11 protein-coding genes, 1 tRNA gene and 1 pseudogene are annotated in these 22,325 nt (G+C 64.6%); 3 read left to right on the top strand and 10 right to left on the bottom strand.

Going from position 1 to position 22,325, the window contains the following annotated elements:
• Positions 1 to 123 precede the first annotated feature (123 nt).
• From CSQ87_RS11015 to CSQ87_RS11205, 3 genes are all read right to left on the bottom strand, one after another.
• Positions 124 to 4,320 (bottom strand): murein biosynthesis integral membrane protein MurJ, encoded by a 4,197-nt coding sequence (locus CSQ87_RS11015; RefSeq protein ID WP_100512459.1) that lies wholly within the window; start codon positions 4,318 to 4,320, stop codon positions 124 to 126.
• The gene (locus CSQ87_RS03490) at positions 4,317 to 6,671 is read right to left on the bottom strand and encodes a DUF6049 family protein (protein WP_165776723.1); all 2,355 of its coding nucleotides are present in this window, start codon (positions 6,669 to 6,671) and stop codon (positions 4,317 to 4,319) included. Before CSQ87_RS03490 ends, CSQ87_RS11015 begins: the two co-directional genes overlap by 4 nt.
• Positions 6,672 to 6,817: 146 nt before the next feature.
• Positions 6,818 to 7,564: an NUDIX hydrolase gene (locus CSQ87_RS11205; RefSeq protein ID WP_207761088.1), complete on the bottom strand. Its 747-nt coding sequence runs from the start codon at positions 7,562 to 7,564 to the stop codon at positions 6,818 to 6,820.
• Between the two features lie 75 nt (positions 7,565 to 7,639).
• On the opposite strand from CSQ87_RS11205, the gene CSQ87_RS03475 reads away from it, so the two are divergent.
• On the top strand, positions 7,640 to 9,055 hold the full coding sequence (locus CSQ87_RS03475) for a CCA tRNA nucleotidyltransferase (protein WP_100512456.1): 1,416 nt from the start codon (positions 7,640 to 7,642) through the stop codon (positions 9,053 to 9,055).
• A gap of 321 nt (positions 9,056 to 9,376) precedes the next feature.
• On the opposite strand, the gene CSQ87_RS03470 is transcribed toward CSQ87_RS03475, so the two are convergent.
• The 7 genes and pseudogenes from CSQ87_RS03470 to CSQ87_RS11110 all read right to left on the bottom strand — a co-directional run.
• Complete coding sequence (locus CSQ87_RS03470) at positions 9,377 to 10,012, bottom strand: LytR C-terminal domain-containing protein (RefSeq protein ID WP_100512455.1); 636 nt, start codon at positions 10,010 to 10,012, stop codon at positions 9,377 to 9,379.
• 123 nt (positions 10,013 to 10,135) lie between these two features.
• A complete protein-coding gene (locus tag CSQ87_RS03465) occupies positions 10,136 to 11,080 on the bottom strand; it encodes a 4-(cytidine 5'-diphospho)-2-C-methyl-D-erythritol kinase (RefSeq protein WP_207761087.1) in 945 nt (314 codons plus the stop codon).
• Positions 11,077 to 12,012 (bottom strand): 16S rRNA (adenine(1518)-N(6)/adenine(1519)-N(6))-dimethyltransferase RsmA, encoded by a 936-nt coding sequence (rsmA, locus tag CSQ87_RS03460; RefSeq protein ID WP_100512454.1) that lies wholly within the window; start codon positions 12,010 to 12,012, stop codon positions 11,077 to 11,079. The genes CSQ87_RS03465 and rsmA overlap by 4 nt, the downstream gene beginning before the upstream one ends.
• A gap of 133 nt (positions 12,013 to 12,145) precedes the next feature.
• Entirely contained in the window at positions 12,146 to 13,741 is a 1,596-nt protein-coding gene (locus CSQ87_RS03455) for an aggregation-promoting factor C-terminal-like domain-containing protein (RefSeq protein WP_100512453.1), read from the bottom strand.
• 561 nt (positions 13,742 to 14,302) lie between these two features.
• Positions 14,303 to 14,376, bottom strand: a tRNA-Thr gene (locus tag CSQ87_RS03450).
• 85 nt (positions 14,377 to 14,461) lie between these two features.
• Positions 14,462 to 15,451: a DsbA family protein gene (locus CSQ87_RS03445; RefSeq protein ID WP_100512452.1), complete on the bottom strand. Its 990-nt coding sequence runs from the start codon at positions 15,449 to 15,451 to the stop codon at positions 14,462 to 14,464.
• Between the two features lie 2,638 nt (positions 15,452 to 18,089).
• Positions 18,090 to 18,993: pseudogene (locus CSQ87_RS11110) on the bottom strand (serine/threonine-protein kinase); the annotation flags it as partial.
• Between the two features lie 371 nt (positions 18,994 to 19,364).
• Here CSQ87_RS11110 and CSQ87_RS03435 point away from each other — a divergent pair.
• Both CSQ87_RS03435 and CSQ87_RS03430 read left to right on the top strand, forming a co-directional pair.
• Positions 19,365 to 20,564, top strand: a complete 1,200-nt coding sequence (locus CSQ87_RS03435; RefSeq protein WP_100512451.1) for a glycosyltransferase family 2 protein — start codon at positions 19,365 to 19,367, stop codon at positions 20,562 to 20,564.
• A gap of 411 nt (positions 20,565 to 20,975) precedes the next feature.
• Complete coding sequence (locus CSQ87_RS03430; protein ID WP_100512450.1) at positions 20,976 to 22,106, top strand: ABC transporter ATP-binding protein; 1,131 nt, start codon at positions 20,976 to 20,978, stop codon at positions 22,104 to 22,106.
• The last annotated feature ends 219 nt before the right edge of the window (positions 22,107 to 22,325 follow it).

Genomic DNA, 22,325 nt, shown 5'->3' with positions numbered 1-22,325 from the left:
TCAGCGAAGCTGACAGCCCCCTCCAGAGGGGGCTGGTTTGGCTTACTGGCAGGAAATAACCGCCGAATATGCGAGAACCCCGGGAATGAGTGATCATCCCGGGGTTCTCATAGCTGTGATCCGTCAGTACACCTTCACGTAGTTGAAGTACAGGCTTCGACCGTTGTTCGGCGTGGTGTCCAGCGGCACCCAGATCACCAGATCCTGGGTCTTCACCGTCTTGGTGAACTCCACGTCGGTCACGCCGGTATCCGAGAAGTTGAAGTCGGCCACCTTCTCGCCGCCGGTCGGGTTGTCCTGCGTGGCGCCGGCGTAGATCTGGCCGGAACCGCCGCCGCCCTTGATGGCGATCTGCATCTTGTACACGTCCTGCGGCTGCGTGAGCTGGACGTACCAGCCGCGGCCCTGCAGGTTGTTCGGCATGTTCAGGTAGGTCTGCGTGTTCGTCTCGTATTCGGTGGTGTTCTTCGGCTTGGCCGGGGTCGGCACGCTCTTGGCCACCTTGTCGGCGGTGATCACCTTGGGGCTGCTGGTGTCCTTCGCGCTCGCGGAAGCGGAGGCCGACTTGCTGGCCGTGGCGGACTTCGATGCCGAAGCGCTCTGGCTGGCGGTGGCCGAAGGCGAGGCCGAGGCGCTGGCGGACGCCGAGTCGCTGGACCCCTGCGAGGGGAACGCCACGTCCGAGGTGTTGATCGACGGCCACGGATCGGACTTCTGCGCCTCCGACTTCGGGGAGAACATGCCCAGCGCAGAGGCCGAGCCGAAGACCACCGCCAGCAGCGCGATGATGATCGCCGCGATGATGGCGATGCGCTTCCAGCCATGCAGGCCCTTGGTCGCGTGGTCGGAGCCGTCGTCATCGGTATCCACGTCGCCGATATCCTCGTAGGACGGCGTCTCCGTGGCGGCGGGAGGCTCGTATCCCTCGGGCAGCGGAGCCATGACGACCGTGGCCTCGCTGTCGATCGGCTCCTGCGCGGCCGCCGTGGTGGCGCCGACGTTCGCCGCGATCGGCGGGAAGGCGGGCGGCTCCCCACTGGCGTCGGTGTCGCCGAGTCGGATGTCGTTGGTGTCGTTCGGATGGCGGATGGAGGAGACGTCGAGGCCGACGGTCGGCTTGGCGCTGCCGGTGCGTCCGCCCATCTGCAGCGGTTCCATCAGGTTCTGCTCGAACTCGTCGGGGGAGACGAGATCGACCTCCTGCTTGGCGGGGAAGAGCAGCTGGTTCGCATTCCACTCGTTACGGCCGTTCGTCAGCGCGGACGGTTCCCCCTCATCGGACGGGTGGGAGATGAAGGACTGCGGAATCGAGACGATGTTCGCGTCCTCGTGCCGGGCGACGTCCACCAGTTCGATCGACTGGCTGGACGGGTGGGAGGCGAGATCGATATCGTCCTTGGTCAGCTCGGGCATCTGCTTCCAGGAGCCGAGCAGGGCCTCGAACTCGCCGAGCGTGCTGATCGGCACCGGGGTGGCCTCGCCCTCGCCGTGCAGACCGAGACCACGCACGCACAGGATGCGGAACTCCTCGGGGGCGTCCTCGCGGATGACCGCGGGGGTCACGCCCGAATCCGGCACGAAGATATGGCCGGTGACCATTTCGAACAGCACGGCGGCCAGCTGACGGATGGTCAGCGCCTCGGCGTCGGGATTCTCCTCGGCCCTCAGCTGCGGGGCGACGAGTGCGGCGGAGACCGGAGCATCGGCCAGCGTGATGCCGCGGGCGGTGATGCGGATCGTGTTCGCGCTGATGGCCCGGTGGTTCAGGCCCGAGGCGCGCAGCGAGTTCGCCGCCTCGACGGTTTCGCCGATGATCGTGCGGATCGCGTCGAAGCTCAGCGCGCGCTCCGGGTGATCGGTGTTGTGCGCCAGATGACGGGCCAGCGAGATGCCGGGGTCGAGATCGGTGACGATCAGGCAGGCGCCGCCTTCGTTGCGGATCTGCTGGATGGGGGTGAAACGGGGGTTGGGGTTCAGGGCCAGCGCCGACGCCACCTCATTCGCAGTGAAAGCGATTTCAGTATTGGTGATCAGGAACACCTGACAATCTCGTGCCATGGTGCCGTCATTGGCGCGCCAAGCCGACAGCCCCGGTTCGTCGCGCAACACCTGTACCAAGGTGTAGCGATCGATCAGGGTGTCTCCAAGTCCCGGTTTCAACATAGTGCTGCTCTTCTCGTAAGCGAATCGATTCTGCAAAGGATTAACGGATGTAGTCATTCTATAGGCGGGGCTGCCCGTCGGTCTGGCCGCGGTCTCCACCGTGGGGGTGCGGGACGGTACCGCGGATGGTACCGCAGACGGTGTCGCAGACGCGGACGACGGGGACCCATTCGATCCGCTCTTGCCGCCGTAGCCGTCGTCTCCGGAACCGTCGCCGTCGTCACCGCTGCCGTCTCCGGCGCCGAGGCCGGTATCGCCGTCGCCGTCGGTCGGACCGGACCCCGATGACCCGGATCCGGCCGAACCATCCGAACCGGCCGAACCGGACGCCGCCGAGGCCGAGCCATCCGAACCCGATCCCGAACCCGCACCCGAACCAGCCGTGCGGCGCAGTACCCGGCGCTGGACCGTATCGATCAGATCCTTGAACTCCTGCACACGCATCGCCCACAGCAGTGCCGCGTACACGGCCGCGATCACGATGGTGAGCACCACGCAGATGATCACCGCACTCACCCAGCTCATCTGCTCGGCCGGCACGGCTCCCGCAGCCCCCGAGGCTCCCGCCCCCGAGGCTCCGGCCGCCGCGGCACCTCCGGCATCACCCGCCCGACCGGCGGGACCGGGGCCCGACCCGAAATCGGATCCGAGCCGCACCCCCAACGCCATCATCAGCGGCTTGCCGACGAACCATCCGACCACGCCGGCGACCACCGCGGCCACACCGGCCTTCACATGCAGCAGGACGATCCGGCGGCCGTCGAGATTGCCGCCGAACCGTCGGCGCAGGATCAGGAAGATCACCGGCACGCTCGCGTAGTAGGCGATCGACAGGGTCAGACCCACCAGCATCGCCCAATACCGCGGCGGGAACACCTTGATCGCCGTCAGCAGCAGCGCCATCTGCACGCCGTTGTTGAGCAGCGCGTACAGGAACGGGCTCTTGCCGTCCTCGAAGGCGTAGAAGGTGCGCTGGATGAGCAGGAACACGCTCACCGGCACCAGACCGATCGACAGGCCGATCATCGGTCCGGCGATCAGCTGCGCCTCCTGCACGCTCACCGACGGCAGCAGCGCGCGCGTGATCGGCACGGGCATGGCGATCAGCGCCGCCGTGAAGAAGCACATCGTCAGCGCCACGGAACGGATCGAGGAGCTCAGATCCTCGCGGGCCGTGACGAGATCATGGTCGGCGATGGCCCGGGACAGCTTCGGGAACACCGCCGTGGTGATCGACACCGCGATCAGCGAATACGGCAGGATGTACAGCGAATACGCGTACTGGTACGAGCCGTTGCCGGCGATGCCATACAGATCGTTGCCGGCATGCGGGGCGCCCGTATTCACCTGCGAGGTGACCATGCCGACCAGCAGGTTCAGCACGGTCAGGGCCAGCGACCAGATCGCCACCTTGCCCATCGACCGCAGACCGATGCCGTGCAGACCCCACTTCACCCGGTACCGCAGACCGAGCCTGACCAGCGGGACGAACAGCACCAGCGCCTGAATCGCCACGCCCAGCGTCCACGTACCGGCCGTGAGGAACACCTTGTCGTTCGTCCAGAAGTCCATCGGCTGACGCGCCGCATTGCCGAACAGCACGATGAACAGCACGAATCCCGTGCAGCTGACGATGTTGGCGAACACCGAACTCCAGGCGTACATGCCGAACCGGCCCTTGGCCGCCAGAATCTGGCCAAGCACCAGATACAGACCGTAGAAGAAGATCTGCGGCATGCACCACAGGGTGAACGAGTTGACCAGCGCACGCTGCTCCGGCGCCCAGTTCGGGTTCACATACAGACGGGTCACCAGCGGCGTGGCCAGCATCATGACCGCGGTGATGCTCACCAGCAGGGCGATGGCCACGGTGATCAGCTTGTTCAGCCGTTCGTTGGCATCCTTGTGCTTGAGCGTCTTGACGATCTGCGGGACCAGCACCGCGTTGAAGATGCCGCCGGAGACCAGCGTGAAGATCACCTGCGGAATCATCGAACCGGTCTGATAGGCGTTGGCCGCGATGCCGGTCGTGCCGATGGCCGCGGCCAGCAGAATCGACCGGACCTGACCGGTGACTCGGGAGGCCGCCGTGCCGACGGCCATGATCATGGAATTGCGTCCTACGGAATTGCCGGAATTGCCGTTGTTCGAGCTCATTCGTCGGGATCCTTTACACGGTTGAATTGGCGCCACAGACCGACCACGCCCAATACCGCGGCCAACGCCAGAATCACGTATCCGCTGCGATCGTTGATCTGCAGCACACTGGTCACGCGGGCATCCGCCCCCGCTCCGAAACTATTGCCCTCATGGTCCTGCAATGTGATATGGATGTTCGCCGTCCCCGATTGCAGCACATGCACGGTGATCGTGTCCTGCACCTCCGAATTCGGCGGCACCACCACCTCGCCGTCCTGCGTGGTCGAGAACAGCGCGGAATCCGAGGCCGAGGCGAACCGCACCCGCACGGCGTACGGATGGTCGTTGGCGATGGTGATCGGCATCTTGGCGCTCTGGCTGACGATGCTGATCGAATCCGGCTGGGCCAGCGAGACCCCCGAATACAGCTGATACGCCATCTGCCGGGCGCCGCGGGTCATGATCGTGTTCTGCACGCTCGACGAGCTGAACGCCTTCATCGCCATCTCGTCGTGGGCTTCGAGGATCTGGGTCATCCACTGCCGGGCCGTCAGCGATACGGAGGGCTGGGCGTCGCCGTTGCCGATCAGCGTGGTCGCGCTCGCCGACGGCTTGGGCTGCGAGGCGCCGCTGGTTTCGGCCAGCACGTTGTTCTGGAAGCGCGTGATGGTATCGCGGGAGGATTTCAGTGCGCGCAGCGACTCCTCGATCGACTGGGCGGCGTCCCCGCTGGGCTGGGCGACCTTCGCGGCCCGTTCGTTCGCCTCCTCGGTGCCGATGTACGGCGTGGCCTTCATCAGCGAGCTCAGGGAGTCGATCTTGAGCCAGGAGCAGGATTCGAGGGCGCTCATCAGGGTGTCGAGCCGGTCGGCGTCGGGATTGGACCCCAGCGAGATCAGCAGTTCGCGGTCCTCGTACGGGGCCTCCATCTGGTAGAACGCGCTTTGCGCGATGAAGCGGGAGAGACGGCCGGTGAAGGTGTTCTCCGCGCTGGCCGTATGCGAGGTGGCGGTGTCCTGCGCGAGGGTGCTCAGCTCGCGCTGCGTGTTGAGCACGGTCACCGCTCCGGCCGAGGTGTGCACCACCATCTTCGAGGTGTGTACGGCGCTGGGGGTGTCGGGCTCGTAGTCGGATTCTGCGACCACGGTGGAATACCCCTGCTGCTTGGCGAGCGTCAGGGCCTTGAGGCTCCACGAGGATTTGCTCTGCCAGGCGATCGTGGCGGGATCCGCCTGCTTGGTCTGGGGCGTCGGATTGGACTGCGCGGTGCCGGACTGGCTGGTGTCGGACTGGGTCGCCGAACGGTACTGTTCCAGCGACGTCGCGGCATTCCACGAATCGGTGGTGATGCCGGCCGACTTCCAGTCGATGCCGCCGTAGGTGGACGATGCGGCGGCGATGTCGAATCCGTCGGGCTGCATGATCGCCGTGGTGCGTGGCTGCTCGCCGAACGACGACAGGTAGTCGGGGTCGGATATGGTCTGGATCCCCGTATGCCGTTCCAGAACCTCGCTGAGGGTGTTCTGCTCGGTTTTCGCCTCGCTGCTCAGCGTGGTGATGCCCAGCTTGGATTCCGACGCGGTGGACGGCTTTTGGGTCAGCAGACGCTTGACCGCGGTGTCGCCGACCTTCCACTGCGACGAGGTCAGCGGCAGGGCGGCCACCACTCCGAGCTTCGGTGTGGCCTCGATGTTCAAGCCGTCCTGCGTGCGCGTGACGAAGGAATGCATGTGCACGGTGTCGGCGGACGGGCTCGCGTAGACGAAGTCCAGCGGCTTCGGACCCCATGTGGTGAAGCGGGACAGCACGTCCTTGCCGGCCGGCACGACGATGGCGATGGTCATGCTCTTGCCCGGGTCGATCGAACCCACCTTGGCCGAGCCGAGCACGGTGGACAGGTGCTGCAGACGGGGATCGACGCCCTCGGTGTTGTCGGCCCACTCCTGCATCAGCAGGCTCGAATCGAACGAGAACCGCGGACTGGTGAGGATCTCCAGCGTGCCCGCGTCCAGACTGGCGTCGGTGTTGTTGCGGATGGTTACCTTGGCCTTGTATCCGCTGGTATTGGTGATGACGGTGCTGGTCTCCGATTCGATCAGCAGCGCCACGCCTTTCGACTGCGACGACGAGGATTGCGACGACTGCGACGACGAGGAAGACGACGATGGGGATGACGAGCTGGACGACGATGACGACGATTCGGACGGGGATGCCGATCGTTCGGCGGCGATCGCGGCGGCCGGGTTCATGCCGGCGAGGATCAGGACGGCGGCCAGCAGAGTTAGCAGCAGCCGGACCGCGATCCGCGCGGCCGGCCGGATGACCGTCTGGGTGACAGTCTGCGTGACCGTCTGGGCGACCGTAGGCATCGTGACCGTCGGCCTTACATCGGATATGCGGAAGCGCCACGGCTCGCCGGGCGCGCATGACTCACCCGCCGTGCCGCGATCGAGACGGGAAACGGTCTGTCTGCGCAACAATCGGCCTTACTTCGGTTCGGACTACTTCTGACTTGCTATTTCTTATGCTTTCGGGCATACAACCAAGCAATCCTACGCTCGTTAGGATAACTCAGGACGTCGTTCAAGTCATCAAAACGCACCCAGATCGCGTCCTCGGCCTCATGATCGGGGTCGCCCTCCACGGTGAGCTCCCCGCCGATCATCCGCAGCGCATAATGATGCACCAGCTTGTGCACGCGCTGGGTGGTGCCGGTGAACCAGTAGTCGATCGTGGCGATGGAAGTGATCACCTCGCCGAGAATGCCCGTCTCCTCATGCACCTCGCGTACGGCCGTCTGCTCGGGGGTCTCGCCCTTCTCGATATGGCCCTTCGGCAGACACCATTCCAGATGACCGGAACGGGAATGCCGGGCGATGATCGCCACGCGATCCTGATCGTCGAAGATCAGTCCGCCGGCCGAATACTCGCGCACCACCGGCAGCTCGTAGGTGTCCAGGGACGCGAAGGTGGACGGCTGGGTCTGTTTGCGGGCCATGATCGCCGGGGTCGGTCGCAGCGGGGATCCATCCTCGGCCTGCCGCGTGTCGATCGGCGATTCGGGAAATTCGATGCCCACCTCGGACAGTCGGAATGTGGCATTCTGTCCATATTCCGGAGTCTCGGAGCTATACAGCGGTTTCGGACCGCCCGCCGGGAAGCCCGCGTCCGATTCATCGGAATCGGCTTGATTTTGGGCATGATTGCCCGAAGAATTGGCGGCACGAGCCATCATGCGCGCAACATCTCCGGGAGTAGTCATACCTCATACAATACGCAAAACATTGTGCAGGTGGGGTAACGGTAAGCTTGATTGCGCAAAGCGAAAGGAGCAAGCGTGGGATTCGAGGTATGGCCCGAGGCGATCGAACTGGGCGAACTGTTCAACGAGCACGGCTATGAGCTGGCGTTGGTAGGCGGTCCGGTCAGAGACCTGCTGCTGCAGCGCCCCTCGCACGACCTGGACTTCTGCACCTCCGCCCGCCCCGAGGAATTCGAGCCGATCCTGCGCAAATGGGGGCACGGATTCTGGGACATGGGCCGCAAATTCGGCACCCTTGGAGCCATGAAGCGTCGTGCCGACGGCAGTGAGATCGGCGTCGAGGTCACCACCTACCGTTCCGACACCTACGACCCCGACTCCCGCAAGCCCGAAGTCAACTACGGCGACTCGCTCGAAGGCGACCTCTCCCGACGGGACTTCACCGTCAACGCCATGGCCCTGCGCGTGCCGCAATGCGAATTCGTCGACCCCTTCGGCGGTGCCAACGACCTCAACAAGAAGATCCTGCGCACGCCGGTGGACCCCACGCAGTCCTTCGACGACGACCCGCTGCGCATGATGCGCGCCGTACGCTTCGTCGCCCAGCTCGGATTCCGCATCGAACCCGAAACCGCCGAAGCGATCACCCGCATGGTCGACCGCATCGAAATCGTCTCCGCCGAACGCGTGCGCGACGAACTCACCAAGCTGCTGCTCAGCGACAACCCGCGCGCCGGACTCGAAGCCCTCGTGGAATCCGGCCTCGCCGACATCGTCCTGCCCGAACTGCCCGCCCTGCAGCTCGAACTCGACGAACATCACCGCCACAAGGACGTCTTCGAACACACGCTCATGGTGCTCGACCGCGCCATCGCCCTCGAAACCGACGACGACGGCCCCGTGCCCCGGCCCGACCTCACCCTGCGTCTCGCCGCGCTCATGCACGACGTCGGCAAGCCCAAGACCCGCCGATTCGAACCCGGCGGCAAGGTCAGCTTCCACCGCCACGACCTCGTCGGCGCGAAACTCACCCGCAAGCGACTCAAGGCTCTGCGCTTCGACCACCACGTCGTCGAAGACGTCACCGACCTCGTAGCCCTCCACCTGCGATTCCACGGGTACATCGACGAGCCGTGGACCGACTCCGCCGTCCGACGCTACGTGCGCGACGCCGGCCACCTCTACCACCGGCTCAACCGGCTCACCCGCGCCGACGCCACCACGCAGAACAAGCGCAAGGCCCGCATGTTCGCCGAAGCGATGGACGACATGGAAGCCCGCGTCATCGAACTCAAGAAGCGCGAGGACATCGACGCCATCCGCCCCGACCTCAACGGCAACGAGATCATCGAGATCCTCGGCGTCGAACCCGGACCCATCGTCGGACAGGCATACAAGCACATGCTGGAATACCGGCTTGATCATGGGCCGGCAGAGCATGAGGATGCCGTAGAGGAGCTCAAGCGTTGGTATGCAGAGGAAGGCCGTTAGGCTCTGACTTCGTTGCCAGTGGCGGCCCGGATATGCTGTTCTCGACACGCTCCGGGCCGCTCAGGCCGAGTCTTTACGGTCGAGAACAGCATATCCGGGCCTTTTGCCCGATGACTTATGGCGCCAACGTGTTGGGGAAGCGAGCGAGGGGTGGGACGATTGATGATCGTCCCACCCCTCGGGAGATGGCGTTACTCTTAGCCGTAGCCGCTAACGAAGCGTGGATTGTGGGGCTGAGGCGTTAAGCGGACAGTCCGGTGGACTGTCCGTAGCCGATGCGAGCAGTCTCTACAGACTGCGAGGCCGCTAACGAAGATGATCTCAATTGACTGCGGTGTGGGTGGTGGCCTTGGGCAGATTCGTCAGCTTGGAGGCGTCCTGGCAGTTGGAGAAGCCCTTGATCTCCTCGCCGACGCCGGGCTGCACGTCGTTTTCGTCGACCAGCACGGAGAACGTGCTGCCGATCACGACGTCCACGAGCTTGTCGGAGCGGTCGTCCATGCGCATGATCGCATCGTTGAAATGACGCTTAAGCGTGTACGCCTGGTTGATGCCGTTCTTGCCGAAGCGGATCTCGGTGCGCTTGAACACCGTGGTGCCCGGGTAGTTGCTCGGATTCTGCATGGTGAAGCTGCGGTTCTCCAGCGCGGAGCTCACCGCCTTGGCCAGACCGACGTTCTTCGTGGCGTTGAGCACGCGCACGTTGACCGTGCTGGAGTTCAGGACCTTGGACGTGCCCTGGCTGTCCTTCGTCGGGCAGGCGGTCACCACGCCGTAGTTCGGCTGCTCGGCCTGCGTGGCCTTCTCCGACTTGCCGATCACGCCGAAGTACACGAGAAGCGAAACCACCATGGCAACGACCAATATCACGATGGCGATGGAGAACACCATCTTCTGCCTGTCGCGCACGAACTTCTGACGTGCCTTACGCTCGTCGAACGCCTCCGGAGTCGTCATCACGTACCTTCCCGTCTACTATCTGATGGATTACACCTTAACCCGAATGTCTGACTCTCCCGGCCCTGATCCGGTGCCTTCCGCCGCACCGGTCCGCCGGTACCGTCCGCGGTATCGGTGCCGCTACTCGTGGGAGATGATCGGCGTGACCGGCGCGGTCGTCTCGAACAGCCGGTCCACGCAGCGCCGGTTCGTCCACGTCCGGCACACCGACGCCGCCGTGGCCTCATCCGGCACGCAGGCGATGACCGTCGGTCCGCTACCGGAGACGAACGCCGCCGTGGCCCCGGCCTGCATCGCGTACTCGATCGCCTTGCCGGACCGCGGATGCAGGTGCACCGCCGCCCGCTGCAGGTGATTGGCGTCACCCCGTCCCCGGCCGATCCGGTCGAACATGGCGTACACGTCGGGCGTACTCAGCTGTGCGTTGTAGGCGCCCACCACCATGCGGCCGATCGTCGTGGCGTCGATCCTGCGATCCGTGGCGTCAAGCCGTTCGATCCGTTCGCCGTATCCGGTGCCGCGGGCCAGTCCTCCGTGCAGGCAGAACGGCATATCCGCGCCGAGACGGGCCGCGATCGGCTCCAGACGCTCCACGGGCCAATGCAGCTCCCACAGATCGTTCAGGGCGAGCAAGGTGCCGGCCGCATCGGCCGATCCTCCGCCGAGTCCGGCCCCCACCGGAATCCGCTTTTCCAGACTGATCGCCACATCGGGACTGCGGCCGGCCTCCTCGGCCAAGGCGAACAGGGCCATCACCGCATGATTGCGGCGCATATCGGCCTTGTCGAACGCCAGATCACCCAGATGACGGCCCAGCAGATCCAGAGAGAACCCCGATCCCGGCTCCTTCGCGCTCACCGTGACGGTGTCGTACACGCCCACGCCGCAGTAGATCGTATCGAGAGCGTGGCGTCCTCCCCATTCGGCGCGGGACGGCCCCACCTTCAGCGTCAGATTGGTCTTCGCCGGACACTCCACGCGTACCGACGAGAACGGCGCGGTCACCACGCTCGTGGCGTCGTCGGCAGCGATGTCGGTCGTAGTGTCGGAGGTCGTCGCCGTCATCGGTCCGCCTCCGTGGATTCGGGGTCCCGTTCGAGATCCCGGGCCGCCTGAGCCAGCGTCCGGAACTCGTCGATCGTCAGGGTCTCGCCGCGGCGGGACGGGTCGATGCCCGCGCTCTCGAACGCCTGCTTCGGCAGCACCTTGCGCAGCGCGGCGTTCAGGGTCTTGCGTCGCTGGGCGAAGGCCGCGTCCACCAGCGCGAAGGTGCGCTCGCGGTCCCGGACGTCCTCCTCGGTGCGGTCGGTGTGCGTGCGGGTGAACTTCACCAGTGCCGAATCGACGTTCGGGGCCGGCCAGAACACATGACGGCCGATGGTGCCGGCCTTCTCGGCCGTGCCGAACCACTGCAGCTTCACCGACGGGGTGCCGTAGATCTTCGATCCCGGCTTCTCGGTCAGGCGGTCGGCCACCTCCTTCTGCACCATCACCACGAATCCGGTGAGATTCGGGAACCGTTCCAGCAGGGTGATGATGATCGGCGTAGCCACGTTGTACGGCAGATTGGCGACCAGCGTGAACGCCTCGGCCTGCGCCAGTTCGGGCACGTCCTGCGGGGTGAGCTTCAGGGCGTCGCGGTTGATCACCCGGAAGCGGTCCGACGCCTCGGGCATGCGGTCGGCGATGGTGTTCGGCAGTCGTTCGGCCAGCGGGGGGTCGATCTCCACCGCGGTGAGCGAGGCGCCGGTCTCCAGAATCGCCAGCGTCAGCGAACCCAGACCGGGGCCGACCTCCAGCACCGTGGAGTCCGCGTCGATGTCGGCGGTGCGGGCGATCCGTCGCACGGTGCCGGGGTCGATCACGAAATTCTGGCCGAACTTCTTGGTCGGGGTCACGCCGGCCTCTGCGGCGATACGGCGGATGTCCGCCGCGCCGAGCAGGCCGGGATGGCCTTCGGCGGATTCGGTCTGCGGTTGCGGGTTCTGTGCTGTCATACTGTCTGCCGATCGATGTCTATGAGGATGCCGGGATGTGCCTAATGGGTCTGTGGTCTGGGATGGTCTGGGATGCGGGGCGATCGGGGAGGAGTCCCGGTCGCCCTATGATCAGTGCCTGATCCACACCCGATCAGTACCAGTTGTGGGAGAGCCAATAGGTCTTGGCCTGCGAGGGGCTGCCGTAGCGCTCGGCGATGTACTGCAGACCCCAGTTGATCTGCACCGCGCCGTCGTCCTGCCATCCGGTGCCCATCTTGCTGCCGGGCAGAGCCTGCGGGATGCCGTACGCGTCGGACCACGGGTTGTCGGCGTTCCACTGCCATTCGGATTCCTTGTTCCACAGCCAGACCAGCGCATCCCATTCGCTGCCGGTCCATCCGCGCTGGGCGGCCGCGCCGCGGGCGTACGTCTGCGCCTGGGCCACCGTGGGGTGCCACAGTCCGGAGTGGGAGGTGGAGCCCGACGAGCTGGAGCTGTTCGAGCTGGAGCCGGAGTTGCTACTGGAGCCGGAATTGCTGGGCTTGCTCGTCGTCTGCTGGGTCGGCTTGCTGGTGGGCTTGGCCGTCTGCGTGGGCTTCGCCGTCTGAGTCGGCTTGGAGGTCTGGGCCTGGGTCGGCTTGCTGGTGGGCTTCGACGTGGACTGGCTGCCGGAATTGCTGCTGGAATCGGAGCCGCTGTTCGAGTCGGAGTCGGAACCGGAGTTGGAGTCGCTCGAACCGCCGGACGGGGAGGTCGAAGGCTTCGTGGCCGGCGCGGAATCGGTCTTGGCATCGGACTTGCCGTCGTTCGCGCTGGAATCGTCGCTCTTGGCATCGGACGTGTCGTCCTTGGAGGAGCTGCCGTCGCTCGGGCTGGCGGACGGGGTCTCGGCCGGCTTCTCGGGGCCGACCGCGATGATCTCGTCCACGGCGATCTTCGTGGTCTCCTCCTTGGCCAACACGGAGGTCTCCGGCTTGCCGTCCACATACGTGGTGTTGAAGGTCTGCTTCTTCTCGCCGGCCTCGCCCTGCTGCCGCACCACGGTGGTGCCCGGCTCAAGCGAATCGTCGTACACGGTCTGCGTGCCGTACGGGATCGAGACCGTCTTGCTGGTGGTGCCGTGGGTCACGCGCTTCACGCGCAGCACGGTGGTCGAGCCGTTCTTCTCCACGCTCACGCGGTCTTCCTTGCCGAGCACGATGCCCTTGGAATCGAGGATGCTGGCGGCCGGAAGCTTGCCGTCGGGGGCCTCGCTGGTCTTGCCGTCGGCGATCACCTCCACCGGGCCGTTCGCGTTGATCACCATGCCGCCGGTGAGCTGGTTGTACACGTTCTTGATGTCCACGGTGACCTTGGTGGCCTGCTGCTCGCTGTCGTTGAAGAAGCCGAGCAGCTGATCGGCGCTGGTGGCGACCGTCCAGAACGGCACCTCCTTGCCGTCGATGTTGATCGTGGCCTGATACGCGCTGCGCACGGTCACCACGGCGTGATTGGCGAGGATGTCGCCCGAAGTGGACTGCACCAGATCGTGGGTCTTGACGTCGACGTGCTGCTCCTCGAGCAGGCGATCGACGCTGATGGCGTAGGTCTGCACGGTCTGCGTCTTGCCGTTGACCTCCAATGCAATGGTCTTATGCGTGGTGAGCGCGAAGCCCAGCACGCACGCCACGGTCACCGCCACGGCGCAGACCGTCACCCGAATGCGGCGGAGCGTCATGAATCGTTGAGGCGTCCAGCGACGTGCCATTGATTTCCCTCCCTAGATCTGACTGCAAGGATTGGATGCAAAGAATCGGCTACAAACATCCACAATTCTAGGGAACCGGTATCGACCACTCGCCGAAACCACGCCCGATGCCCCAAACATCCACACACGGCGTGTGCCGTCATTCGTTTTTGGTCAATCCAAGCGTGAAGAGGCCGTATTCGGGCTCTAAAAGCTTGGATTTGCCAAATACCAGGGCGATGGCGGGGGAATTCCGTATCGAAAAAAGGAGAGGCGCCGGGTTAGAAGGGGGATGATTCCGGCGCCTCTCAGGGGACGGAGCGGGTTGGGGGATGCTCCATCCCATTTCTTCTCAGAAGCTGTATTGATGGGGGAAGCTCCTGAGTCCTTACTCGCGGCAAGTTTTGTTATCCCCACTTACGCAAGGCCGTTAGGCCATGATTTATTCACCATACTAACGCGAATGCGGGGTCCGCCGGTATCGGCGTGTTCTGGGAATGTGTCGGATCACAACAGCATCGACGATGCGATCCGGACGGCGAGGGAAATCCGACGAAAGAAAAGTAAAGCCAGCGAAAGAAGAGCCTCCTGTCAGGTTCGAACTGACGACCTGCCGCTTACAAGGCGGCTGCTCTGGCCAACTGAGCTAAGGAGGCTTGCCTCGTCAACGTCGATGCATGCGAAGCGTGCGATCCGTTAACGCGAACGAAGCAAGTATAACGAAACGTTCGGAAAAGTCGATCAGTACGTCAGCTCGGTGCCGGTGCCCAGCGACGGCAGCTTGCCTTCCTTGCCGACCGCGGAGGAGTCGAGGCCGATGGCCTTGAGCAGTCCGGTGCGCATGTCGGTGGTGCCCAGCTTGTTGCGATCCCAGTACGTACCGTTGACGGTGATCGTCGGGGTGCTCATCTGGCCCTTGAGCTGGCCGCTGCGGTTCCACAGTTCGGAGCGCAGCGGGGTGAAGGTGCTCATGGCGGAGAGCCAGCTCTTGTACTGGTAGTCCTTGTCGGTGGCCTTGGCGGCGACGCTTTCGCTCACGCCGGCCGCGATGGCCCGGCCCTTGATGTCGTCGTTGGAGACGGGCTGGTAGTCGGACTCGTTGGGCTGGAAGTCCTCGGCGTACATCAGCTCGATGAACTTCAGCAGGTGGTTCGGATCCGAATCGGATTCGGCGATCTCGATGGCCGCGTTGCCGGCGCGGGTGGAGTACTCGTCGGTGGAGTAGCGGTCCATGAAGGCCATCGGGTGGATCTCAAGGTTGATCTGTCCGGCGTCCACCATCTGCTGGTAGGTCGTGCCGAGCTGGCGTTCCATCGCGCCGCAGCCCGGGCACATGAAGTCCATGTAGACGGCCACGGTGGGCACGCCCTTCACCGGCTTGTCGAGGCCGTTTTTGGAAAGCACGAATCCACCCTTTTCGGTGCTGTGCGCGGGCTTCGGCTCGGCCTTCTGCACCTCGGACCACGCCTTGTTGTATTCGCCGGTGTCCTGCGTGGGGTGGTTCGACTTCCAGATGTTGAAGCCGATCAGGCCAAGCACGAGCGCGATGATCACGACCACGGCCACGCCGATGATGGTCTGCGTGCGGCGGTCCTTGGCCGCCTGCTCGGCGCGGGCCTTGGCGGCGGCTTCGGCGGCTGCCTGACGGGCCTTGCGGGTGGCGGGCTTCGGCTTGCGCTGTGCCTGCGTGGTGTTCTTGTTGCTATTGCTCTTGCCCGTGTTTGCAGCCATGGTCTTCCCCGGAATGCCCCTCGATGCCTTGGATGATGAAATGTCCCCGCTAGGACGCCCTTCCGGGGTCCGCGACGGGGTTGCCGTATGCGCGTATCGGACGTGCATGGTCGGCGACTGCGGATCAGTATAGCGACGCAGGGTAAATAAACCGTGATGACGGGACCTGACCGCGGCCGGTGTTCGCGATGGGAGAAGCGGCCTCGGTTTGGTATGGGGAATGGGTTGGGCCGGAATGGGTTGGGCCGGAATGGGTTGGGCCGTGGCAGGTTGTACCGGAATGGGTTGGACCGGGGCAGGTTGTGCCGGAATGGGTTGGACCGGGGCAGGTTGTACCGGGCCAATGGCCTCCGTCAGGAGAGGATGAGCGGCGACCAGTCGATGCTGTTGTTGGTGAGGATCAGCACGATGCCGGTGAGGATCAGCACGGCCCAGATGATCGTGAGCGTCCAGTTGCGGCGACGGGCCGAGAGCACGGCGTCCTCGGTCTCGCCATCCGGATCGGTGAAATCGTTTTCATCCTGATTGCCGCCCGACGACGACTGGGTTTGCCACGGGGGTTTGGGGGCGCCGAACGTCCCGCGAAGGGCTCCGGCGCCGAGCCGTGCGGTCCGGGAATAGGGGCCGAGTGCGGCGACCGTCCAGGCCGCGGCCATGGAGAGGAACAGCATGAAGCCGGACGCGGACAGCGGCACGTCGGCCGTCACCGGAATGCGGATGCTGAACCGGAACAGCGGAATCACGAAATCGGCGCTGATGAGGTTCAGTGCCACAGTGAGGAACGACGACAGCGCCATGAGGATCACGATCATCAGCGCGATCGGACCGGCCGACAGGGCCAGTCCTTTCACCATGTGCCAGGGCAGCGAGCCGATGATCCACGCGCTGTCGGTGCCCTTGCGACCGCTGCCGCGCTTGGTCTCGCGCCTGAGCTGCGACTGCGTGGACAATCCGGTGACGGTGAACGCCCACAGGGCGAATGCCGCCGCGATCAGCGCGCCGAACGGGGCCGTGGCGGCGAACAGGCACAGCGGTATGGCCAGCAGCATCAGCAGCGCCTTGCCACGGGGCACGTACCACGCGGTCATGGCGCCCTCATGATCGTAGAAACCCCCGTATTGGGCGGGAGCCGCTTCGGGTTGGGGTGTGGCATAGGGGGACTGTGGGGCTGGATCGATCGCGACGGGATTGATTGAGGCGGGGCTGACCGCCGCGGCCTCGCCCGTATACGGCTGTGGATTCTCGCGAACCGGTGGTGCATAGGGGCCGGCGCCGTTGGCGTCTTCGGGATTCGGCAGCGGAGGCATGAGCTCCGTAGCCTCTGGATCGAACGGGCGTGCCGGCGGTTCGGGATATGCCGGTTGCGCAGGTGCCAGTGACGTGGGTGCCGGCATCGCCATCGTCGCTTCGGGATCCGGCGCGGACATGGCGATCGTGGCCTCGGGGTCGAAATCGGGGGTGCTCGCCGGTGATACAGCGCCCTGCGACGCCGAGGAGACCGTCCGCGCCGCGTGAGGCGGTGTCGCGAGGGCCGGTGTAGTGCGGGCCGGTATCGTGCGGGTCATCGGTACGGTGGCGCGTAATGGTCTGATGGCCGGTGCCGGGTACTGATTCGCGGGTGCGGAAGGTTCGGCGGACGGTTCCGTCGGGGCCGGTGACTGCGCGGCGTCGGCCGGCGTCGCGGGCTCGGTCGATCGTGCGGGTGTGGGGATGCTGGCCTTGGTGACGATCTGCGTGCCGAGGGGCATGCCGTCATTGATCAGTCCGTTCTCGCCGATCCAGTCGTCGTCCTGATCCACGATCTGTGCCGGTGTTGCGTTGTTCAATGCCAAGGTGGCTTCCGCTCGGGACTCCTCGACGGCATCCGGGGTGAATGCCATGGTCGGGGTGGCGTCGACCGGCATGACCGCGGTCTCCATCGTCGGCTGTGCGGTGTTCAGCACCATGGTGGCCGAGGCGTTGGCCAGAGCGGCAGCGGCGGCATCCCGCGGGGAGATGATCTGCGTGGCCTGCAGGGCCTCCGGCGTGACGACGGGGGTCTTGACCAGCTGGGTCGGGGCGTCCGCCCGCTCGTCCAGTTCCTTCCAGAGCGTACGGGGGTTATCGGGGTCGGCGGAGCCTGCGCCAAAAGGGAGCACCGCCCCCTTGTCGCCGTCATCATCGGAAGAACCTTCACCGGGCGTCGCCGAGCCGGTCACCGTTCGCGGCGACGGCGATCCGATGATGGTACGAGGATCGGGGGCATCGGCGCTGCCGGCGGTGCGCGGGGTGCCGAGAATATCAGCGGCACCGGTGCGATCATTGAGGTCATCGGTGATCGGTTCGTCGAGCGCCGTATTGATGAACGACGGCGTATAGACGGAGTCGGCGGGGTCTGCGCTGCTGCCGGATCCGCCGTTGCCGGAATCGGTCTGGGGGGATGCCGTTGCGGGCGAGACCGGCGGCAGCGGCGGCGTACTGATCGGCTGTGCTGTGCTGATCGGCTGCGCCGGGTTGGCCGGCTGTGCCGTGCCGGCCGGCGTCACCGTGCCGGGCTGTGCGGTACCGGGCTGTGACGCGCCGGACAATCCCGATAATCCCGACAGCCCGGCATTCAATGCCCCGGTGTTCAGTGCCGATGAGGCCGCGGCCGTCCAGATTTCGGGGGTGAGCGCGTCCAGTTCGATCGTCTGCAGCAATTCCAGTGGCGTGCAGCGCTCGTCGCGGTTCGGGCTGAGCGCGCGGCGGAACATCGCCGTGGTCCGGGGCGGCAATCCGGCCAGATTCGCGTGTCCCGCGGCCGCGCGCTCCAGCACCGCCATCATCGGCTTCGTGCCGAACACCGGTCGTCCGGTGGCGGCGAACGCCAATACCGCGGCCACGCTCCACCAGTCGGTGTTCTCATCCGACTCGGCGCCGTCGATCACCTCGGGGGCGATGAATCCCGGCGTACCCATCACCAGACCGGTCCGGGTCACATGACTTTCGCCCTCGCCCATCGCAATGCCGAAATCCACCAGCACCGGACCGGTTCGGGCGATCATCACGTTCGTGGGCTTGATGTCACGGTGGATGATGCCGGCCCGATGCACCGCCGACACCGCGTCGATCAGCTTGCGGGCCAGTCGCTCCAGATCACCGGCCACATACCGGCCGTTCGCGGCCACGTCCTCGCGCAGGTTCTTGCCTTCGATGAGTTCGGTGACGATGAACGCCAGCGAATCGTCGAGCTCCATATCCACGATCTGGCACACGCCCGGATGGTTCACGCGGCGCAGTGCGGCGGCCTCGCGGCGCAGGCGCTCGCGGGCCGTGGCCTTGCTGGTCTCGCCTGCCTGGAATCCGTCGTCGTGGCCGGCCGCGGTGTCGTCCGCCTCCGCGGTCTCCTCGTCGTCCACCAGTGAATCACGCAGAATCTTCATGGCATATACGGTGCCGCCGTCGTCCTTCACCCTCCAGACGGATCCCATCGCGCCGCCGCCGAGTCGGGAGATCAGCGTATACCCCCCGACCAGACTTCCCGCTTCCAGATTCAACGCATTCAAATCAGTCATGCCGCCCATTGTGACACCTGACCCTGCCGATCGGTTGGTGTTTCCTGACTTTCTTGCACAAGTTTCGCGGGACGGTCGGGTTCTGCGGTGACGGTTCCGGTGATTGGCCGGTGATCGGCTGGTGGTTTGGCCGTGATCGGTTGGTGGGTTTGGCGGTACTTTGGCCAACCCGTTCACGATTTATTGGCCGAACCGATCGGCCAAGTTCCGTGATGATGGTTCGAGGGTTCCGTGATGATGAGCGGCGTATTAGACGGCTGTGGGTACTATGGCGGGAGTTCCGCCATGCCGTGTCGGGCGACGTCCGGCGGCGTGCGGACGTCCGGTCCCTGCGGTGGCCGTCATACGGTATGGTGCATACGGTGTTCGTGGAGGTTGATATGGCTGAGAATCCTCTCGTTTCGGTGATCGTCCCGGTGTACAAGGTGGAGAAGTTTCTGGACGAGTGCGTGGCGAGCGTGACGGGCCAGACCTACCGGAATCTGGAGATCCTGCTGGTCGACGACGGCTCTCCCGACGGCTGCCCGGCGATGTGCGACGAGTGGGCCGCGCGGGATTCCCGCATCCGGGTGATCCACAAGACAAACGGGGGGCTCTCCGATGCGCGCAACGCCGGTCTGGCCCAGTCGACCGGCGAGTATGTGTACTTCGCCGATTCCGACGACACCATCGATCCGCACCTCGTTGAGGATTGCCTCAACGCCTTGGCGCAGTACGACGCGGACTTGGTGATGTTCAAGTTCGACACGATCTCCGAAAACGGCCGGACCCTGCTGAGTGACTACAAGCACAACGATTTCGACGAGGTGCAGATCCTCACTCCGCAGGAGGGGATCAAGGCGCAGGTGAAGTCGGAGATCGACGGGTATTTCTGGGCGTTCCTTGCCCCGGCGTCCACGTACAAGGACCATGATTTTTCGTTCCCGGTGGGTCGCAAGATCGAGGACATGGCCCGCATCTGCAACGTGATCGGCGAATCGACGCGGATCGTGCGCATCCCGAAGGTGTTGTACCACTACCGGCTGCGGCAGGGGTCGATCACCGCCACGCTGGACCCGAAACTGAACCGCGACTGGCGTCGGGCGGCCGACGACCGCGAGGAGTATGTGGAGCGGCGGTACCCCGAGCTGAAGTCGTTCATGAAGATGCAGCAGCTGAATTTTTTCGCCAATCTGGATTACGAGACGATCCGTCAGTCGATCATCACCGGATTGAAGATCGACCCGGAGGACGCCGATGCGATGCGCCGGCGGATCGAAGGGCTGACCCGCGACGTCGAAGGCAGCGACGAGGAGATGCCGCAGGCCACGCGCGAGCTGCTGGATCTGCTGACCCGTTCGATGGACGAGGCGCTGGACGATGTGAAGGACAGCTTCCAGGACGTGCGCGAGTACTGGCATCAACTGCGCGCGGTGTGGGCGCAGAAGGCCACGGAGAACAAGGCCGAGGCCGAGGCGCGGGCCGAGGAGAAGGCGGAGGAGCGGGCGCGGCGCAAGGCGCTGAAGGAGGCCACGCAGCCTGGTGCCGGACTGAGCCATGCCGACATGAAGGCGTGGGAGGAGGCGTGGGACGAATCCTGAGGCCGTGAGGTCCTGAGTCTGTGCCGTGCGGGGGCGTGCGTGGGACGTGACGGTACGCACCGGCTGCATGTGGAATGCGGTATGTGGCGATGCGGTGATGTGCGATGCTGTGCGAAAGAGAGAAAGTTTTTGCACAGCGTCAAGTCGGAAAATAACAGAAAAGTAACATCCCTTGTAATGTAAGCGGTTTCGCGGTAACAACGGGGGTGGTGCAGCCGGCGTGTCGTAGTGTACTGTTGGGAAGTGGCTCATCGAAGAGAATCTTCAATCGCCAACAATGCAGTTAGTGGTGACGTGGACCCAAAGCAGGGAAAACAATCCAACGACGGTGATAACTCAATAGCAATTACAAACCCCCTTTTACAACGGATCGTCTGGCACGTACCTGCCAGTGAAAGGAAATGATTAACCATGGCAGAAGTGGTTTTTGACCATGTCACCCGTATCTACCCGGGCAACGACAAGCCCTCGGTCGATAATCTGAATCTTGATATCAAGGATGGCGAGTTCCTCGTGCTCGTCGGCCCCTCCGGCTGCGGCAAGTCCACCACCCTTCGTATGCTCGCCGGCCTCGAGGAAGTGAACAAGGGCCGTATCCTCATCGGTGATAAGGACGTCACCAACATGCAGCCGAAGGACCGTGACATCGCCATGGTCTTCCAGAACTACGCACTGTACCCGCACATGTCGGTGGCCGACAACATGGGCTTCGCCCTGAAGATCGCCGGCACCCCGAAGGAGGAAATCCGCAAGCGCGTGGAGGAGGCCGCGAAGATCCTTGATCTGACCGAGTTCCTCGACCGCAAGCCGAAGGCCCTTTCCGGTGGCCAGCGTCAGCGTGTGGCCATGGGCCGCGCCATCGTCCGTAAGCCGAAGGTCTTCCTCATGGATGAGCCGCTGTCGAACCTCGACGCCAAGCTCCGTGTCCAGACCCGTACGCAGATCGCCGCCCTGCAGCGTCAGCTCGGCGTCACCACCCTGTACGTGACCCACGACCAGACCGAGGCCCTGACGATGGGCGACCGCATCGCCGTCATCAAGCTCGGCATCCTGCAGCAGGTCGGCGCCCCGACCGAGCTGTACGATCGCCCGGCCAACGTGTTCGTCGCCGGCTTCATCGGCTCCCCGTCGATGAACCTCAACGTGCACCCGGTGGTCAACGGCCAGGCCAAGATCGGCGACGACACCGTCGATCTGCCCAAGGAGGTCGTGGCCAAGCTCACCCCGGAGGACGGCGGCAAGATCGTCGTCGGCTTCCGTCCCGAGGACGCCACCCTCGCCGGCCCGGATGACGCCAACGCCTTCAAGCTGCACGTCGCCAACGTCGAGGATCTGGGCTCCGACGGCTACATCTACGGCAACATCGTCACCGACGGCTCCGCCGCCGAGCAGGCCAGCGCCGTGATGTCCGATCAGGACAAGATGACCACCGTTCGAGTCAACCCGCGTCTGCTGCCGAAAGTCGGCGACACCGTGCGGATCAAGATCGATCCCGAGAAGATGCACCTCTTCGCCCCGAGCACGGAGCTGCGTCTGAACTGAAAATCGTCGGAACCGAAGGTTTGTGGGATTTCCTCCGATTCCGATAGGTGAGGCAGGTCCCCTCTCTTCCTCTCTCATTTGCCTCACCGCAGAACAGTAGCCCCGCGGCCAGTGCTGGTCGTGGGGCTTCTTCATGCCCCGATCGTCGTATGCCGATCGTCGTCATACCGATCGGATTGGATCGTCGGTCCGGATCATTGGTCCGGATTGCCGGATCGG

It is taken from the genome of Bifidobacterium simiarum, from assembly GCF_002802905.1.
Classification (GTDB): domain Bacteria; phylum Actinomycetota; class Actinomycetes; order Actinomycetales; family Bifidobacteriaceae; genus Galliscardovia; species Galliscardovia simiarum.
Note: the sequence above shows the minus strand (reverse complement) of the source record. Positions and strands in the feature narration are given on the sequence as shown.